Origin of the sequence: Pseudomonas sp. A1230 (genome assembly GCF_044218825.1) — a bacterium.
Lineage (GTDB): Bacteria > Pseudomonadota > Gammaproteobacteria > Pseudomonadales > Pseudomonadaceae > Aquipseudomonas > Aquipseudomonas iridis.
The window spans coordinates 1,592,764-1,608,458 of sequence record NZ_CP162582.1 but is presented as its reverse complement, the minus strand read 5'-3'; the positions used below and the strand labels follow the sequence as shown (position 1 = coordinate 1,608,458).

13 protein-coding genes, 2 tRNA genes, 2 rRNA genes and 1 riboswitch are annotated in these 15,695 nt (G+C 55.6%); of the genes, 5 read left to right on the top strand and 12 right to left on the bottom strand.

Features of this window, described 5'->3' with window-relative positions; translation table 11 throughout:
* Window positions 1–150 precede the first annotated feature (150 nt).
* The 5 genes from AB4P97_RS07640 to AB4P97_RS07620 form a co-directional block, all read right to left on the bottom strand.
* Window positions 151–3,044 (bottom strand): 23S ribosomal RNA (locus tag AB4P97_RS07640).
* 241 nt (window positions 3,045–3,285) lie between these two features.
* Window positions 3,286–3,361: transfer RNA gene (locus AB4P97_RS07635), tRNA-Ala, on the bottom strand.
* 10 nt (window positions 3,362–3,371) lie between these two features.
* Window positions 3,372–3,448: transfer RNA gene (locus AB4P97_RS07630), tRNA-Ile, on the bottom strand.
* 123 nt (window positions 3,449–3,571) lie between these two features.
* Window positions 3,572–5,108, bottom strand: a 16S ribosomal RNA gene (locus AB4P97_RS07625).
* Together the 16S and 23S rRNA genes with 2 tRNA genes alongside form the textbook arrangement of a ribosomal RNA operon.
* A gap of 668 nt (window positions 5,109–5,776) precedes the next feature.
* The gene (locus AB4P97_RS07620) at window positions 5,777–6,010 is read right to left on the bottom strand and encodes a hypothetical protein (protein ID WP_115146894.1); all 234 of its coding nucleotides are present in this window, start codon (window positions 6,008–6,010) and stop codon (window positions 5,777–5,779) included.
* A gap of 183 nt (window positions 6,011–6,193) precedes the next feature.
* Between AB4P97_RS07620 and AB4P97_RS07615 the strand changes: the two genes are divergently transcribed.
* Genes AB4P97_RS07615 through msrA form a run of 3 tightly spaced genes read left to right on the top strand, consistent with a single transcriptional unit; the run spans window position 6,194 to window position 8,195 of the window.
* Entirely contained in the window at window positions 6,194–6,634 is a 441-nt protein-coding gene (locus tag AB4P97_RS07615) for a TspO/MBR family protein (protein WP_395602343.1), read from the top strand.
* Window positions 6,634–7,644 carry an alpha/beta hydrolase gene (locus tag AB4P97_RS07610; RefSeq protein WP_395602342.1) on the top strand — a complete coding sequence of 337 codons (1,011 nt, stop codon included), beginning with the start codon at window positions 6,634–6,636 and terminating at the stop codon, window positions 7,642–7,644. Before AB4P97_RS07615 ends, AB4P97_RS07610 begins: the two co-directional genes overlap by 1 nt.
* A gap of 41 nt (window positions 7,645–7,685) precedes the next feature.
* A complete protein-coding gene (gene msrA / locus AB4P97_RS07605; protein WP_047300836.1) occupies window positions 7,686–8,195 on the top strand; it encodes a peptide-methionine (S)-S-oxide reductase MsrA in 510 nt (169 codons plus the stop codon).
* A gap of 78 nt (window positions 8,196–8,273) precedes the next feature.
* On the opposite strand, the gene AB4P97_RS07600 is transcribed toward msrA, so the two are convergent.
* The 3 genes from AB4P97_RS07600 to AB4P97_RS07590 form a co-directional block, all read right to left on the bottom strand.
* A complete protein-coding gene (locus tag AB4P97_RS07600) occupies window positions 8,274–8,576 on the bottom strand; it encodes an antibiotic biosynthesis monooxygenase family protein (protein ID WP_395602341.1) in 303 nt (100 codons plus the stop codon).
* Window positions 8,577–8,616: 40 nt separating this feature from the next.
* The gene (locus tag AB4P97_RS07595) at window positions 8,617–9,591 is read right to left on the bottom strand and encodes a zinc-dependent alcohol dehydrogenase family protein (protein WP_042558869.1); all 975 of its coding nucleotides are present in this window, start codon (window positions 9,589–9,591) and stop codon (window positions 8,617–8,619) included.
* Between the two features lie 72 nt (window positions 9,592–9,663).
* Entirely contained in the window at window positions 9,664–9,966 is a 303-nt protein-coding gene (locus AB4P97_RS07590) for a helix-turn-helix transcriptional regulator (protein ID WP_047300830.1), read from the bottom strand.
* Between the two features lie 114 nt (window positions 9,967–10,080).
* Between AB4P97_RS07590 and AB4P97_RS07585 the strand changes: the two genes are divergently transcribed.
* Entirely contained in the window at window positions 10,081–10,557 is a 477-nt protein-coding gene (locus AB4P97_RS07585) for a thiol-disulfide oxidoreductase DCC family protein (protein WP_042558867.1), read from the top strand.
* Here the strand turns inward: AB4P97_RS07585 and AB4P97_RS07580 are convergent.
* The 4 genes from AB4P97_RS07580 to AB4P97_RS07565 all read right to left on the bottom strand — a co-directional run bounded on the left by AB4P97_RS07580 (window position 10,500) and on the right by AB4P97_RS07565 (window position 14,383).
* Complete coding sequence (locus tag AB4P97_RS07580) at window positions 10,500–11,684, bottom strand: saccharopine dehydrogenase family protein (protein ID WP_395602340.1); 1,185 nt, start codon at window positions 11,682–11,684, stop codon at window positions 10,500–10,502. The two genes, AB4P97_RS07585 and AB4P97_RS07580, sit on opposite strands and share 58 nt — an antisense overlap.
* Before the next feature lie 113 nt (window positions 11,685–11,797).
* On the bottom strand, window positions 11,798–12,106 hold the full coding sequence (locus AB4P97_RS07575) for a putative quinol monooxygenase (protein ID WP_042562039.1): 309 nt from the start codon (window positions 12,104–12,106) through the stop codon (window positions 11,798–11,800).
* A gap of 28 nt (window positions 12,107–12,134) precedes the next feature.
* The gene (locus tag AB4P97_RS07570; protein WP_395602339.1) at window positions 12,135–13,319 is read right to left on the bottom strand and encodes an L-dopachrome tautomerase-related protein; all 1,185 of its coding nucleotides are present in this window, start codon (window positions 13,317–13,319) and stop codon (window positions 12,135–12,137) included.
* A 56-nt stretch (window positions 13,320–13,375) separates the two neighbouring features.
* On the bottom strand, window positions 13,376–14,383 hold the full coding sequence (locus AB4P97_RS07565; RefSeq protein ID WP_042558864.1) for a zinc-binding alcohol dehydrogenase family protein: 1,008 nt from the start codon (window positions 14,381–14,383) through the stop codon (window positions 13,376–13,378).
* Window positions 14,384–14,493: 110 nt separating this feature from the next.
* Here AB4P97_RS07565 and AB4P97_RS07560 point away from each other — a divergent pair, with 110 nt between their 5' ends.
* Window positions 14,494–15,384, top strand: coding sequence for a LysR family transcriptional regulator (locus tag AB4P97_RS07560; RefSeq protein WP_115146888.1), 891 nt, complete (start codon window positions 14,494–14,496; stop codon window positions 15,382–15,384).
* Between the two features lie 52 nt (window positions 15,385–15,436).
* Window positions 15,437–15,643: riboswitch (cobalamin riboswitch) on the top strand.
* Window positions 15,644–15,695: the final 52 nt, after the last annotated feature.

The following is a 15,695-nucleotide window of genomic DNA, read 5'->3' as shown; positions in this document are numbered from 1 at the left end:
GGGTACTGAGTCGTGACCAGTTGGCCTCGCTTCAGCAAATTGGGTATGTGATAGCTTTCGGTGTTTGTGAACATCGAACTTTCGGTTCGTTTCGTCTTCACACACCGCAATCTGATGCTCTTTCGAGTAGTCAAATTGCTTGGGTGTTATATGGTCAAGCCTCACGGGCAATTAGTATTGGTTAGCTCAACGCCTCACAGCGCTTACACACCCAACCTATCAACGTCGTAGTCTTCGACGGCCCTTCAGGGAACTCAAGGTTCCAGTGAGATCTCATCTTGAGGCAAGTTTCCCGCTTAGATGCTTTCAGCGGTTATCTTTCCCGAACATAGCTACCCGGCAATGCCACTGGCGTGACAACCGGAACACCAGAGGTTCGTCCACTCCGGTCCTCTCGTACTAGGAGCAGCCCCTCTCAAATCTCAAACGTCCACGGCAGATAGGGACCGAACTGTCTCACGACGTTCTAAACCCAGCTCGCGTACCACTTTAAATGGCGAACAGCCATACCCTTGGGACCGGCTTCAGCCCCAGGATGTGATGAGCCGACATCGAGGTGCCAAACACCGCCGTCGATATGAACTCTTGGGCGGTATCAGCCTGTTATCCCCGGAGTACCTTTTATCCGTTGAGCGATGGCCCTTCCATACAGAACCACCGGATCACTAAGACCTACTTTCGTACCTGCTCGACGTGTCTGTCTCGCAGTCAAGCGCGCTTTTGCCTTTATACTCTACGACCGATTTCCGACCGGTCTGAGCGCACCTTCGTACTCCTCCGTTACTCTTTAGGAGGAGACCGCCCCAGTCAAACTACCCACCATACACTGTCCTCGATCCGGATAACGGACCTGAGTTAGAACCTCAAAGTTGCCAGGGTGGTATTTCAAGGTTGGCTCCACGCGAACTGGCGTCCACGCTTCAAAGCCTCCCACCTATCCTACACAAGCAAATTCAAAGTCCAGTGCAAAGCTATAGTAAAGGTTCACGGGGTCTTTCCGTCTAGCCGCGGATACACTGCATCTTCACAGCGATTTCAATTTCACTGAGTCTCGGGTGGAGACAGCGCCGCCATCGTTACGCCATTCGTGCAGGTCGGAACTTACCCGACAAGGAATTTCGCTACCTTAGGACCGTTATAGTTACGGCCGCCGTTTACCGGGGCTTCGATCAAGAGCTTCGCGTTAGCTAACCCCATCAATTAACCTTCCGGCACCGGGCAGGCGTCACACCCTATACGTCCACTTTCGTGTTTGCAGAGTGCTGTGTTTTTAATAAACAGTCGCAGCGGCCTGGTATCTTCGACCGGCATGAGCTTACGGAGCAAGTCCTTCACTCTCACCGGCGCACCTTCTCCCGAAGTTACGGTGCCATTTTGCCTAGTTCCTTCACCCGAGTTCTCTCAAGCGCCTTGGTATTCTCTACCCAACCACCTGTGTCGGTTTGGGGTACGGTTCCTGGTTACCTGAAGCTTAGAAGCTTTTCTTGGAAGCATGGCATCAACCACTTCGTCATCTAAAAGATGACTCGTCATCAGCTCTCGGCCTTAGAATCCCGGATTTACCTAAGATTCCAGCCTACCACCTTAAACTTGGACAACCAACGCCAAGCTGGCCTAGCCTTCTCCGTCCCTCCATCGCAATAACCAGAAGTACAGGAATATTAACCTGTTTTCCATCGACTACGCTTTTCAGCCTCGCCTTAGGGACCGACTAACCCTGCGTCGATTAACGTTGCGCAGGAAACCTTGGTCTTTCGGCGTGGGTGTTTTTCACACCCATTGTCGTTACTCATGTCAGCATTCGCACTTCTGATACCTCCAGCAAGCTTCTCAACTCACCTTCACAGGCTTACAGAACGCTCCTCTACCGCATCATCCTAAGATGATACCCGTAGCTTCGGTGTATGGTTTGAGCCCCGTTACATCTTCCGCGCAGGCCGACTCGACTAGTGAGCTATTACGCTTTCTTTAAAGGGTGGCTGCTTCTAAGCCAACCTCCTAGCTGTCTAAGCCTTCCCACATCGTTTCCCACTTAACCATAACTTTGGGACCTTAGCTGACGGTCTGGGTTGTTTCCCTTTTCACGACGGACGTTAGCACCCGCCGTGTGTCTCCCATGCTCGGCACTTGTAGGTATTCGGAGTTTGCATCGGTTTGGTAAGTCGGGATGACCCCCTAGCCGAAACAGTGCTCTACCCCCTACAGTGATACATGAGGCGCTACCTAAATAGCTTTCGAGGAGAACCAGCTATCTCCGAGCTTGATTAGCCTTTCACTCCGATCCACAGGTCATCCGCTAACTTTTCAACGGTAGTCGGTTCGGTCCTCCAGTTAGTGTTACCCAACCTTCAACCTGCCCATGGATAGATCGCCCGGTTTCGGGTCTATTCCCAGCGACTAGACGCCCTATTAAGACTCGCTTTCGCTACGCCTCCCCTATTCGGTTAAGCTCGCCACTGAAAATAAGTCGCTGACCCATTATACAAAAGGTACGCAGTCACAGAACAAAGTCTGCTCCCACTGCTTGTACGCATACGGTTTCAGGATCTATTTCACTCCCCTCTCCGGGGTTCTTTTCGCCTTTCCCTCACGGTACTAGTTCACTATCGGTCAGTCAGTAGTATTTAGCCTTGGAGGATGGTCCCCCCATATTCAGACAAAGTTTCTCGTGCTCCGTCCTACTCGATTTCATGACTAAGAGATTTTCGCGTACAGGGCTATCACCCACTATGGCCGCACTTTCCAGAGCGTTCCGCTAATCTCAAAGCCACTTAAGGGCTAGTCCCCGTTCGCTCGCCACTACTAAGGGAATCTCGGTTGATTTCTTTTCCTCAGGGTACTTAGATGTTTCAGTTCCCCTGGTTCGCCTCTTGCACCTATGTATTCAGTACAAGATAACCATCTTATGATGGCTGGGTTCCCCCATTCAGACATCTCCGGATCAAAGTCTGTTTGCCGACTCCCCGAAGCTTTTCGCAGGCTACCACGTCTTTCATCGCCTCTGACTGCCAAGGCATCCACCGTATGCGCTTCTTCACTTGACCATATAACCCCAAGCAATCTGGTTATACTGTGAAGACGACATTCGCCGAAAATTCGATAATACTCAATTCAGAGTAACTCACAAATTTTACCTTAGCCTGATCCGTTACCAGTGAAAGTAACGTTCAGTCTATCTTTCTATCACATACCCAAATTTTTAAAGAACGATCTAATCAAAAGACTAGAAATCAATATTCAGTGCGAATATTCATTTCTAAACTCTCAAACTTACGAAGCAGTTTATGGTGGAGCCAAGCGGGATCGAACCGCTGACCTCCTGCGTGCAAGGCAGGCGCTCTCCCAGCTGAGCTATGGCCCCATAACAAAATTGGTGGGTCTGGGCAGATTCGAACTGCCGACCTCACCCTTATCAGGGGTGCGCTCTAACCAACTGAGCTACAGACCCAATTTCGAGCTTGTAACTGTTAGCTCAGAGCTATCAGCTTGGAGCTTAAAGCTGCTTCTATCGTCTTATTCAATGAATCAAGCAATTCGTGTGGGAGCTCATGGAGCAGCTGATGTCGTCGATTAAGGAGGTGATCCAGCCGCAGGTTCCCCTACGGCTACCTTGTTACGACTTCACCCCAGTCATGAATCACACCGTGGTAACCGTCCTCCCGAAGGTTAGACTAGCTACTTCTGGTGCAACCCACTCCCATGGTGTGACGGGCGGTGTGTACAAGGCCCGGGAACGTATTCACCGTGACATTCTGATTCACGATTACTAGCGATTCCGACTTCACGCAGTCGAGTTGCAGACTGCGATCCGGACTACGATCGGTTTTATGGGATTAGCTCCACCTCGCGGCTTGGCAACCCTTTGTACCGACCATTGTAGCACGTGTGTAGCCCAGGCCGTAAGGGCCATGATGACTTGACGTCATCCCCACCTTCCTCCGGTTTGTCACCGGCAGTCTCCTTAGAGTGCCCACCATTACGTGCTGGTAACTAAGGACAAGGGTTGCGCTCGTTACGGGACTTAACCCAACATCTCACGACACGAGCTGACGACAGCCATGCAGCACCTGTCTCAATGTTCCCGAAGGCACCAATCCATCTCTGGAAAGTTCATTGGATGTCAAGGCCTGGTAAGGTTCTTCGCGTTGCTTCGAATTAAACCACATGCTCCACCGCTTGTGCGGGCCCCCGTCAATTCATTTGAGTTTTAACCTTGCGGCCGTACTCCCCAGGCGGTCAACTTAATGCGTTAGCTGCGCCACTAAGAGCTCAAGGCTCCCAACGGCTAGTTGACATCGTTTACGGCGTGGACTACCAGGGTATCTAATCCTGTTTGCTCCCCACGCTTTCGCACCTCAGTGTCAGTATCAGTCCAGGTGGTCGCCTTCGCCACTGGTGTTCCTTCCTATATCTACGCATTTCACCGCTACACAGGAAATTCCACCACCCTCTACCATACTCTAGCTTGTCAGTTTTGAATGCAGTTCCCAGGTTGAGCCCGGGGATTTCACATCCAACTTAACAAACCACCTACGCGCGCTTTACGCCCAGTAATTCCGATTAACGCTTGCACCCTCTGTATTACCGCGGCTGCTGGCACAGAGTTAGCCGGTGCTTATTCTGTCGGTAACGTCAAAACACTAACGTATTAGGTTAATGCCCTTCCTCCCAACTTAAAGTGCTTTACAATCCGAAGACCTTCTTCACACACGCGGCATGGCTGGATCAGGCTTTCGCCCATTGTCCAATATTCCCCACTGCTGCCTCCCGTAGGAGTCTGGACCGTGTCTCAGTTCCAGTGTGACTGATCATCCTCTCAGACCAGTTACGGATCGTCGCCTTGGTGAGCCATTACCTCACCAACTAGCTAATCCGACCTAGGCTCATCTGATAGCGCAAGGCCCGAAGGTCCCCTGCTTTCTCCCGTAGGACGTATGCGGTATTAGCGTTCCTTTCGAAACGTTGTCCCCCACTACCAGGCAGATTCCTAGGCATTACTCACCCGTCCGCCGCTGAATTCAGGAGCAAGCTCCTGTCATCCGCTCGACTTGCATGTGTTAGGCCTGCCGCCAGCGTTCAATCTGAGCCATGATCAAACTCTTCAGTTCAAACATCTTTGGGTTTTTAAGAAACCCTAAACTTGGCTCAGCAATCGTTGGTTAAATCTTTGATTTCTCGCGGAGTAACTTGTGATGCTGATAATCTTGTTGACTATCAGTCTGACTCCACAAGCACCCACACGAATTGCTTGATTCAGTTGTTAAAGAGCGGTTGGTTAAGATCTTTCGTCTCAACCGAGGCGCGCATTCTACAGCAGCCTCACTTGCTGTCAAGTGATTATTTTCATTTAAAATCAATCACTTACACCCGCTAGAAGCAATCTGCTGTCTGGCGGGAGGTGAATAATACAGGACTAAAACTTATGGTCAACCCCTCTTGGAAAATTCTTTTCCAGACAGAAATCAACCGGTTGCAGCTCAGTCTGCACCAACCGTCATAATCCTGTTATCTGCGACTGCTAACCTCCACCGCCAAACGAAGTCCCCACCTCCAAGCGCCCCCGATCAAGCAACGACCCAAGGTGTGACCAACCCCATCCGCACTGCCGGCACCATCATCTTCAACCACACCACCGAGTCCATCGGCGTTTCGCAGAGCGGGCTGGCGATCATGTTCCATTCGAGTGGAACGGGGCTGCGGTCTTTTGATCTTCTCCCCAGCATGAGGATCAGGATCAAAAGATCGCAGCGCTCTGCAGTTTCTATCGGGATTTGCGTCAGTGATTAGCGATCACCTGAATGTGTGTGATCCCCACCCGCTCGGCCTGCTGCAGAATTTCCTGAGGCGTCGAGTCTGCGGTGGGCATGATCAGGCCGTTTTCGGCATCGCCCAGATGCAGTTCCAGCAGATGCATGGCGGCCTCGTGATCGCCCAATTGAGGCTCCTTGAGCTCGAAGGTGTGAGTGCGAGGCTCGCCGTTGAACAGGTATTTCAGAAGATAAGTGTGCATGGTTTCATCCAGGGTTGTAGGAAGAAGCAACTGATCATCCTGACTCAACAGTCAATTTTTAGTTCAACTGCATTTCGCCTCGCGCATGAACGGATAAATGTCTTCACTCAATGCAAACTTTTCGCGCCACCGGGCGTCCTTTTCTTACACTCCCAAACAGCTGACCACAGCTAAGGACTGGCGATGACCTTCTTTATATTCCTTCTGGCCTGCGCGGCCGCCGCGACCACTGGCGTCATGTTCAAACCGGGCGAGTGGTATGAGTCACTGGCCAAACCCGGCTTCACGCCACCCAACTGGGCGTTCCCGGTGGCCTGGACAGTCATCTATGTGTTGCTGGCATGGGCGGGTTACCGCTTGAGCCTTATTCCCGGGAGTCAGACGGTGCTGGCTTTGTGGGCCGCGCAGATAGCCCTGAATACACTGTGGACTCCGGTGTTCTTCGGCGCACATCAAGTTCTCGCCGCCATGGTGATCCTGACGTTGCTCTGGCTAGTGGTTGCGACAATGGTGGTACTGGCCGTGCAGCTTGATCTCGTCACTGGTTTAATCCTGTTTCCTTACCTGGCGTGGCTATGCGTTGCCGCTGCGTTGAATTTCTCCATTCTGATCAAGAACCGCTGATGAACACATTCACCCGAAAAGCGCCGTGGCCGGAGGGCGAGCGTGAGTTGGCGCAAGTGCACGCCTTCAACAGAAAACTCGCCTGGTTGCCGCGCTTTAAAATTCGCAATCGCGTGCTGCCGAGGATGATTCAAACGCTGCTGCGCGCCAGTCAGGTCGGCGGCGCGAGAAAATTGCTCAAGCATGGCCTTACGGCTGAAAGCAGGGTGATTGATAGCGGCGGAGTACCGGTGGCCGTGCGGATCATTCGGCCCAAAGGTCGAGCAAAAGGCGTTGTGCTGGATTATCACGGTGGCGGCTGGGTGATCGGCAATGCGCAGATGAATGACAACTTCAATGTCGCCATCGTTAATACGTGCGATGTGACTGTCGTCTCGGTGGATTACCGGCTTGCGGTATCGACCCCCATCGAAGGGGTGATGCAAGACTGCCTGGCCGCGGCTCGATGGTTACTGACTGACGATGAGTTTGCCGGCCTGCCGGTGATTGTCGTGGGCGAGTCGGCCGGCGGTCATCTGGCGGCAGCTACTTTGTTGGGCCTCAAGCAATCGCCCGATTTGCTGCAACGGGTAAGCGGCGCGCTGTTGTATTACGGCGTATACGACTTGACCGGCACACCGAGCGTCCGCACCGCACCGCCGCAAACCCTGGTGCTGGACGGTCCGGGCATAGTTGAAGCGTTGCGCATGCTCACGCCAGACCTGAGTGACGAGGAACGCCGACAGCCTCCGTTGTCACCTCTATATGGCGACTTCAGTGATTTCCCGCCTGCGCTGATGTTTGCCGGCGAACTGGATCCGTTACGCGACGACACCCTCGACATCGCCGAGCGCTGGATGCAATCGGCGCCTGTCGAAATACACCTGCTGCCCTCCTCGCCCCACGGTTTCATTCATTTTCCAACGGCTATTGCTGACAGCGTATTGACCTACAGCCGTGAATGGATTTGCGCTCGGGTCAGCGGGCAAATGAACGCTTCAGCCTTGGAATTGGGCAACACGCCCTCATAACAATGACTACACACATCATTTCCCGAGGGGAAGGACAGACCATGACCAGCCAAACCGAAACTGCCATCCTCGCCGGCGGGTGCTTCTGGGGGATGCAGGACTTGCTGCGGCGCTACCCCGGTGTCTTGCAGACGCGGGTCGGCTATACCGGCGGCGATGTCCCCAATGCGACTTATCGCAACCATGGCAATCATGCCGAAGCGATCGAAATCGTGTTCGATCCAGCCGTGATCAGTTACCGGCAGATCCTCGAGTTCTTCTTCCAGATACACGATCCGAGCACACCCAATCGCCAGGGCAATGACCTGGGCCCCAGCTATCGCTCGGCGATCTACTACCTCAGCGAAGAGCAACGCGATGTTGCCGAAGACACTGCTGCTGACGTTGACGCCTCAAAGTTGTGGCCGGGCCGCGTGGTCACCGAAATCGAACCGGCCGGCCCCTTCTGGGAAGCAGAGCCTGAGCACCAGGATTACCTGGAGCGAATTCCAAACGGCTACACCTGCCACTTTATTCGGCCGAACTGGAAGTTGCCCAAGCGCAACGGATAGCCAAGTAAGTTCGAAGCTCTCCGACATCAGCCCCCGATACCTCTCTTTAAAGGTACGGGGGCTGTTCGGCTTTACGCGTCAGCCTTTAGCAAACTCCGGCCCCTCAATGTGGTAGACCGTCGGCTCTTGCGAAAAGTAATCCTGCAAGCCCAGCATGAACCTCTGATGGTCATCACTCGCTTCAAAACCCGGCGTGTGATCCTCGAGTGTTTGCCATTGCACGATCAAGTTGAAGACCTCACGACTTTCAATCCCCTGCGCGAGAGTGTGACCGCGGTAACCCTTTGCCCGAGTAAGTAAAGGCGCGACTTCGGCGAACGCATGGCGGAACTGCTCTACTTGTTCTTTATGGACGGGAAGCAAAGCGATTTCATAAATCATGGCGTGTCTCCAAATTGAGTTTCAACGGTTGAAAGTGCACTTAGCCAATGAGGCTGTCTTCGATGGCAATCGCGATTTTTCCCTGGATTCCATTGTTGGGACTCTCCAACCGGGCATGCGCGAGGGGAATGTCGGCAAGTGAATAGACGGCCCCCACGTGCGGGCGCAGCTGACCACGCTCAATCAACGCGCTCAGCTCATCAAGCTTGCCGCGGTTTTGTCGGGTGAAAACGAAGTGATAACTGGCGTTCTTGCCCCAGGCCTGGACAAGATTTTGTGGCATTGAAATGTCGACAATCGAAACTACGCGACCCAGTTGAGCAAGCGCATCGGGGCTGCGTGACAACGTGTTGCCGCCAATGGTGTCGAACACCACATCGACTCCACGCCCAGCGGTTTCTCGCAGGATGGCTTCGACGTAATCCTCCTTTTCGTAATCGATGACCACATCGGCCCCCATACTGCGTGCGAACTCACTGTTCGCTTCACGCACCGTCGTGAACACCTTGGCGCCAATGGCTTTTGCCAGTTGAATCGCCACATGCCCGACGCCCCCGGCACCACCGTGTATCAGAATGGTTTCGCCCACTCTGAGCGCCGCACGCACGACCAATGCTTCCCACGCCGTCCCGCCCACCAACGTCAGGCTTGCTGCCTCCAGATGGCTCAGCGCGGCAGGCTTCTTGCCGACAATGCTTTCGGCGGCCACGTGGTACTCGGCGTAACTGCCTTGGCCGTCAAATATCTGCGGGGTGTACCAGACCTCGTCTCCGGGAACGAAGCTCGTCACGCCCGGCCCCACCGCTTCGACAACGCCCGATACGTCATGCCCGGTTATGGCCGGCAGTTGCACCAGGTCGGAATAATCGCCGCGTCGAACCTGGAAATCCAACGGGTTGATCGAAGTCGCGTGAACCCGGACCAGAACCTGTCCCGCTTGAGGCACGGGCTTGGGCACGTCGCAAAGTTCGAATGCTTGCGGGCCGCCAAATGATTTAAGTATCAGAGCTTTCATCGTATATCCTCATTTCGATAAAAAGGGATATCGAGATTTATCGATATCTTCAGGTAAAAAGACAGCTCAAAACTACAGGTCCTTCCCGATGATCTCGGCAAGAACGCTGATGGTTGCTTCATTGCGCTTGTAGTAGGTCCACTGACCGATACGCCTGACTTCAACCAGACCCACGCGTTGCAGCGTTGCGAGATAAGAAGACACCGTCGACTGCGACAGCCCGACACCTTCCTGGATACTGCTCACACAAACGCCCACCGTATGAACGTCACCTTCATCCTGCGGCGGGAAGTTCTTTTCGGGGTCTTTCAAACCCTTGAGGATTTCAAGTCGGGTCTGGTTTGAAAGTGCTTTGAATATTTCGAGTAAGTCCATGCCGCGAGGATATCGACATTTTTCGATATGTCAATGCGAGAATCCAGTACTTTTCAGTCGGCCGGGAGCATTGCGATATGATCCGCAGCAACCGATTCCGATGGACTCACGCTCATGCCAGCCGCGCAGACCCGCCCTACCCCCGCGCCATTGCTCAAACCCGGTGAAACCGTGGTGCTGTTCGACGGTGTGTGCAAGCTATGCAATCGCTGGGCGCGTTTTTTGATTCGGCATGATCATCAACGGCGCGTGCGACTGGCGGCAGTGCAGTCACCCGAAGGGCAGGCGCTGCTGGCGTGGGCGGGGTTGCCGATGGACCAGTTCGACACCATGGCGGTGATTCGCGACCAAAATTATTGGGAGCGATCAGATGCCTTTTTCGAAGTCGTCGGTCAGTTGCCCGGCCGCTGGCAGCCCTTGCGCTTGCTGCGCGTTTTCCCGCGTGGGCTGCGGAACTGGGCTTATGACCGCATCGCGTTGAATCGCTATCGGCTGTTCGGCAAGTACGACAGCTGCCTGCTGCCAAACCCTGATCACGAACAGCGCTTTCTGAAAATGCCTGCGCCATCGGTGGCCGGATCAGAAAGCTGACCAGGACTGCCGTCAGAAAATTGCACGCAGAGGCTCAGGTTGGCCGGATCGTTGATCGCAGCCAGGTATTCGTCAACGCTGATTTCGCCGACGCAGAGCCGGGCACCCGGTTGCGGCACATGACCTCCGGCCATTTTCGCGGCCAGTGCGACGGCTGCGCAGCTGGGGATTTGCGGGCCTTTGTCGTTAAAAGCGGTCAGTTGTGCGGTCATGGTCAGCGGTTGCCCTTCAACGCCTGCGCCCTGAACGTCGATGTACATCGCACTTTTGCCATCGCCGAATCGCTCGAATCGACAGCCCAGCCGATGCAGTCTGGCGGCCCAGGGGAGATGGTCGCGAACCAGCCCGATCTTGACTGCCTGCGCTAACAAAGCGTTGGCAACACCGGCGAGTTTCAACCCCGCACCTGCCTTGAAGCTGAGCGTGTGTGCACCATAGCGGCCGGCGAAGATATCCATGTCCGGTACGTCGACATTGGCCAGCAAGCGAGTGCCCAGTTGCGGAATTTTGCGCAAGGTCAGATCCTGCCAACCCGACACTTCATGCAACTTGCCGTTTTTCAGTTGTTTGATCGGCTTGCCGGCGTAAGCCAGCACACCTTCGATTGTCGACAATCCCGGCATCTTCGTCGAAGCGCTAACGCCATGTTCGATCGCGTCAATACGCAAGAACCGGTGACGCTGCTGATCAATGATCGCTGACGAAAGCGTCGGCACCGAACTGCAACCACTGAGGATCGCCACGCCTGCCGTTTTCGCCCGTGCATCGAGAATACCCACGCCGTTGACGAAGGTTCGGCAGTCCGCCAGGTCGCAGTAATTCACTTGAGCAGCGATGCAATTCTCGGCGACTGCATAGGATTGCCCCTGAAACGGCCCGCCGGTGTGGATCACCAACCGGATATTCAGCGAGCGCAAAGCGGCGCTGAACGCAGGACCCATGGCATCACCGCACCAACCTTGGACGACAGCAGCCGATTGGCTGTTCAGCTCATCGACCTTGCACTGCAACTTATGCGGGTCGCGTCCCGAGAGCAGCAGTTCTACACCCGGCATGACCGCCAAATGCCCGCAAACGATGCTACCGAAATTACCGTAGCCACCGACCACCATCACCCTGAACGGCATTCAATTCTTCCCTAATTGAAAGGCTGTTCTCAGCCACTATTCGACGCACATAAACAGCCGTGAAGAATATAGACCCGGGCACCCGCAAGCCACTCAACAATTGCGCGATGCCGTCAGCTCGATACCTGTTCAAGAAAGATCAGTTGCAAGGGCTCCTCAAGCAGGTCATCCGCCGTAGCGGCGAAACGCTGGAAATACGGCATGGCGAAATGCGCATCCAGTGCCGCTTGATCCTTGAACGCCTCGCGCATGTAGAACGTACCGCGCTCATCGCGCAGTTCAAACAACACATAATCGAGATTGCCCGGCTCTGCCCGGGTCGGTTCGACCAGTGCCAGAAGCCCTTCTTTCAAGGCCTGTTCCTGACCCTTTTTGGCCTTGAGTACGGCAATCGAAACCAACACTTCAGTGGACGCATTCATCATCAGTTCTCCGAAAAATAAACAGGTTTTAGCGCGTAGGCGCAGGCGCCGCGTCGATTTTCAGACGCAGCAGGCTGTAGGGTTTCTGTCGTTGATCCTGCCCGCCGCGAAACGCCGCCTGGCGGTGCAACTGGTTGGCGATGAAATACAGATAGCCGTCGGGGCCGATCGACAACGTGTCAGGCCAGAGCAACCGTGGGTCGTGCACCAGCGTCTGCCATTGGCCATCCGGCAGCCGCTTGCGGATCGAGTTGTGTTCGTAGTCCCCGGCATAGACGGCGCCGTCGGCGTCAGCATCCATGCCATCGGAGGCACCTTTTTCGCCCAGATCCTGCACGGCGGCAGCCAGTTGTTGCTCGCTGACGCTGGCATCGCGCAGCAGCGCAGTGGACACGGCATACAGGTGTCGACTGGACAGTGGCGTGAAGTACAGCGTCTGGCCATCGGCTGACAGGGCAATACCGTCCGACGCCACACCCAGCGGTTTGGGTTTGCCGCCGGCGCCTTCGACCATCACTGGCAAACCTTCAACGACCGGGACGAAAGCCGGATCAACCGACGTTGCCGGCACGCCGCTCAAACGACGCATGGCACGCCCGCTGGCAATGTCCATGACAATGATCGCGCCCGGGCCTCGCAGCGAGGAGTCGGTGAGGTACACGGTGCCCTCGGCGCCGTTGCGAAAGTCGAAACGCATGTCGTTGACATACGTGCTGGGCAACATCACGTTGTCCGGGAACACCAGCCGCTTGACGACTTTGTTGCTGGCAAGGTCTATCGCAACCAGTTTCGCTCCTCGCGGCTTGGGGTCGGCGAAGCCCGGCGCTGCTGTGTCAAGCAGCCAGACACGCCCCTGACCATCAGCCACCACGCTTTGCACACTGATTAACCCGTCGCTTGGGTCGTTGGGGTTTTCCTTGTTGATCGCGGCGTTCGGATAGGCCACCACTTTGCCGTCGCGGATCTCGCCCACGGTGAACGGCACGTTGTCGCCCCAGCGCGGAAAGTTGACGAAGATCCGTCCGGTCTCGCTGACGGTCACACCGGTGGGCATCGCATCGTAGAACGCATGCACTTGTTCAAGCTTGCCGAAGGATCGATCCGCGGGTGCATCCGCCGGCAAGGCGACAGCGTTGATGGCGTGGGCGAACGGCGCACCAAACGCGGCAGCCGATAACAAGGCGATGACGGCGGGAAGGGTTTTCATACGCATAAAGTGCTCCTGACGGGCCCTTTATGGCGCCCGTATGACGGTTCAAGTGACGGTTATCAGAAGCCTTCGAGAACGATCTTGCCCCGAGCCTTGCCACTCTCGACCACTGCATGAGCGCGGCGCATGTTTGCCGCGTTGATCGCACCGAAGTGCTCGCCGACGGTGGTCTGCAAAACCCCCAGATCAATCAGGTCCGAGACCCGGTCAAGCAGGTGATGCTGCTCGATCATGTCCTCCGTTTCGTACAACGAACGGGTGAACATCAACTCCCAATGCAGCGACAACGACTTGCGCTTGAGCGGCATGACATCGAGGCTCTCGGGATCATCAATCACCGCTAGCCGACCCTGCGGTCGCAGCACTTCGATCAGCTGTAAAAAGTGCTGTTCGGTGTGGGTCAGGCTGGCGACGTAATCGACCTCGGCAATACCGAGTGCCTGCAACTGAGCGAGCAGTGGCTGGCTGTGATCGATGACGTGATGGGCGCCCAACTGCTTCACCCAATCAGCGGTCTCCGGGCGCGAGGCGGTGCCAATCACCGTGAGTCGGGTCAACTGCCGAGCCAGTTGCACCAGCATCGAACCGACGCCACCCGCCGCGCCGGTAATCAACAGGCATTTGCCCTCCCCGCTGGCCTCGGCGACACCGAGACGGTCGAACAATAATTCCCACGCTGTGATCGACGTTAGCGGCAATGCCGCCGCCTCGGCAGCACTCAACGAACGTGGCTTGTGCCCGACAATCCGCTCATCGACCAAATGCAATTCGCTGTAGCTACCGCTGCGAATAATCGAGCCGGCGTAAAACACTTCGTCGCCCGGTTGAAACAGAGTCACTTGCGAACCGACTTCGCGGACGATGCCGGCCGCATCCCAACCGAGAATTTTCGGTTCTTTTGTGAAAGTACCGGCGCGCACCTTGGTGTCGACCGGGTTGACTGAAACAGCCCGTACCTCGACCAGCAGATCACGCGGACCGGGCACTGGCGCAGCCATCTCGATGTCTTGCAGGGATTGCGGATCTTCAATGGGCAGGGCGTGGTGTACAAAGGTGATGGCTTTCATGGGGGCTCGCTGTCTAAAGGGTTGAAGCATTCACTTGCCACCATCTTCGGCTTCCCACGGAGAAAGAAAAACCTGCAGAATGCGCCAACACTTTCACTGCAGAAGAGAAAATGATCCGCATCGATGACCTCGCCCTGTTCACCCGCAGCGCAGCGCTGGGCAGCTTTACCGCCGCGGCGCTGGAGGCCGATTTGTTGCCGGGGCAAGTCGCCGCCGCCATCAAACGGCTGGAGCGCGAACTGGATGTGCGCCTGTTCGCGCGAACCACCCGCAGCCTGCGTTTGACTGCCGAAGGTGAGCAATACCTGCCCACCGCCCACGCCGTGCTCGAAACCCTGAAACAAGGCGAGGACAACCTGAGGGGTGAAAACGCCACGCTGCGCGGCGTGCTGCAAGTCACTGCGCCGTCTGATCTGGGGCGCAATATTCTGCTGCCGTGGCTAACGATGTTCCGTCGTCAGCATCCGGAACTGACCCTGCGCTTTGTGCTGTCGGACCAGATGGCCGACCTGTTTCGCGACCCGGTCGACGTCGCCATTCGATACGGTACCAACGAAGACGCCAACTACGTGGCTCTGCCACTCGCGCCTTGGAATAAACGGGTGCTGGTCGCATCCAAGGACTACGTGCAACGCCACGGGCAGCCAAAAACGCCGGAGGACTTGTTGAATCATCCATGCCTGCTCTACCTGCAGAATGGTCGGGTCTTCGATAAATGGAGCCTGGCCGGTCAGACGATTCAAGTCTCTGGCCCGCTGTTCAGCGACGACGCCGATGTGGTTCGGCGCTGGGCACTGGACGGTGAAGGTATCGCCAACAAATCATGGCTGGATGTCAGCGCTGACGTGAGCGCAGGACGCTTGCTTGTGCTGCTGCCGGACTTTCCCGGAGAAGCCTCACCGTTGAGTCTGGTGTGCCCGCATCGCAAACAAATTTCCCCCGCGGTATCGCAACTGTATGCGTGGTTGAGCAACCAGTTTGCCGCCCTGCAGCCGGGCTGAACTGAGCATCCGATAATGGCCGCGGCGTTGACGAACGGTCTTTCGAGTGTTCAGATGCCGTCCAGTTTCAGGTGTCCCATGCCGCCGTGCATGGGGTGAAACGGGAAACCGGTACGTTCTTTTTGAACAAGTCCGGTGCTGCCCCCGCAACGGTATGCGCGTGATGCTTTCGACACACCACTGTGGCCAGACGGCCATGGGAAGGTGAAAGCATCGATACGCGCGAGCCCGGAGACCGGCCCGAAATTTCTGTTTGGCAAAATCCTGCGGTGGGCGGGCATGGGCCGGTGTCGGCGTGTGCGCGATGCCTT